The organism is Paenibacillus sp. 01T422 (assembly GCF_056398785.1).
Genome location: NZ_JBFTQB010000963.1, coordinates 1 through 2356, shown reverse-complemented (window position 1 = coordinate 2356; position 2356 = coordinate 1). Strand labels below are relative to the sequence as shown.

General features: G+C 44.6%; 2 protein-coding genes. Both read left to right on the top strand.

All coding sequences use genetic code 11. The annotated features are described in order from the left end of the window. Positions 1-1170: glycosyl hydrolase family 18 protein (locus AC1DUA_RS34140; protein ID WP_477503967.1), on the top strand; the 1170-nt coding region annotated here is incomplete at its 5' end. A 280-nt stretch (positions 1171-1450) separates the two neighbouring features. After that, the coding region (locus AC1DUA_RS34135; RefSeq protein WP_477503966.1) for an extracellular solute-binding protein at positions 1451-2356 on the top strand (906 nt) is incomplete at its 3' end.

Sequence of the window (2356 nt, the reverse complement as noted above, 5' to 3'; positions counted from 1 at the left end):
GCTCAGACAGCCGAGGTACGCGACCGTTGGGCGCTTCAAGGCTGGCAAGAAGAGAAAACGAAAAGAAGCTTTACGGATAGCGAAGATTTGAATCAGAATCTACGGCCATATGCGTATTATGCGGTCAATCAAGGAATCATGGAAGGCGATCAAACGGGTTTTCATCCCAAGCAATCCCTGACACGCAAAGAAGCCGCTGCCATCATTTATCGTCTCATTCAGACAGAAGTAGCCACTCGTGAGTTAGACACGGTAGGCTTCTATGCGATTAATTCTTATCCCGCAATTAAACACATGCCGCTGCTCGATCAAGTTACCTTCGGATGGTCGCATTTGAATTACTCGACGCCAGGTAACGCCCAACTAGAGACAGGGACGACTGAATATCGTATTCCTTCCGGTTGGGAGGAGGTCGTTCAGACGGCGAATGCTGCCAAGATTCAGAAAGATTTGATGGTTTATTACGGTGAGAAGAATCTTAAGGATTTCTTGAAAGACGTGCCCGCGCAACAAGCGTTTATCCAATCTTTAAAAACAGTTCTTACGGATGCCAGATATGGATTCACTGGGGTAACGATGGATTTTGAGGGACTAATGGACGCATCTAGCGCACCTAACTATAGTCAATTTCTGAAAACATTGAAAGCGGCAATCCCTACTTATTCACTAACTGTAACGGTTCAGCCTGATTATTATTATAAAGGTTATGATCTAAAAGAAATTAGTGCCTTGGCGGATACGGTCGTTCTTATGGCTTATGATTTTACACATAATGACAGTAAACTTCCTTCTGCTCCGCTGCCGCTGGTGAACGATGCGGTGAAACGTACATTAGCGTTTGTCCCGAAAGAAAAGCTCGTGCTTGGGATATCCAAGCAAGCTAATCAATGGATCACAGCAAATGGGATATCTGAACTGTATAATCCGGAGATTGAGGCTGTTGAGAAACGACTGGCAACACCAGGAATTAATCAGACGATGAGCTTACCTTATTTTCTGAGAGAGATCTCTTTCCAAGATGATCGCGGCAGCCACGATATTTATTATGAAGATACGGCCAGTGTGGATAAAAAGGTATGGCTTGCGAAGTATTATGGGTTAAAAGGCATTTCGTTATGGTACATGGGCAATTATACCGAGGCGGATTGGACATTATTTGAATCAAAATAAGCGGTGGGGCTGTCTTGAAAGGTCGGAATGACCTTCTAAGACAGCCCTTTACATTTTCACATAGGAAATCATGAAAATCTAAAAAAAACCCGACTTCCCCTAAAGGAACCCTATATGAGGGGCGCGTGGATTCGTATACGATAAAAGCAGAAACCGTTGAAAGCGGTTACAACAGGGTGCATGCCAACATTTATGATACGGACGATCTACGGATTCTGGGTTGAACAGAAGGCGCTCTACGCTTTCGTTTTATCATAATATGTAAGAAAAGAGGGGTACGATGAGAAGGTCAAAATGGATGGCATGTACGATGGCATTTGCTCTAACTACTGGACTGGTTGGCTGCAGCTCGAATGTAGATAAGCCTACACCTGCGGCGTCTTCGGTTTCGCCTGGAACAGCAAGCGCAACACCTGTGGTACCGCAAGGCCCAACGAAGTTCAGTATTTCCTTGCGAACGTTGAACTTTGATTATGTAGAAAAGGCTGCCAATCTTAACGAAGACAAATGGGTGAAAGAGCTGGAGAAGAAGACAAATACAGACCTCGATATCACGTTGGTGCCTCATGCTGATTTTGAGAAGAAAATGGTTCAAATGTTTGCAACAGGTGACATTCCAGACGTCGTGCAAGCGGGAGCCAGTACGAGTGGCAAAGAGCTTGCGGGTTCTGTCCAAGCAGGTGTGTTCCTTGAATTGAATGACCTGATTAAACAGTATGCGCCAAATTTATTGAAGACGATTCCGCAAGCGGCATGGGATGAAGTTACGCTGAACGGTAAAATATATGCGATTCCGGAATATATTTCACAGCCTTCCCGCAGAGCGACTTGGGTGCGGGAAGATTTGATGATGAAAGCGGGCATTACGAAGGATCCGAAAACGGTTGACGAGTACATGGAAATGCTGCGTGCTTTTAAGAAAATTGGCGTAGAGCATCCTTTCATGGGACGTCAAGACTTTAAATATGCGGATATTTTCTTTGGCGCGTATGATGTCTACCCGTACCTCAGCCAATTTGAAGTCGTAGACGGGAACGTACAGCCGAAATTTTTTGACTCGGAAAATATGCAAAAGGCACTGCAAACGTATAAGACGATGTTTGACGAAGGTTTGATCAACAAAGAGTTCGCAACGATTAATCCGACGAATTTCAAAAACATCATTTTGTCAGGCAAAGCTGGCATG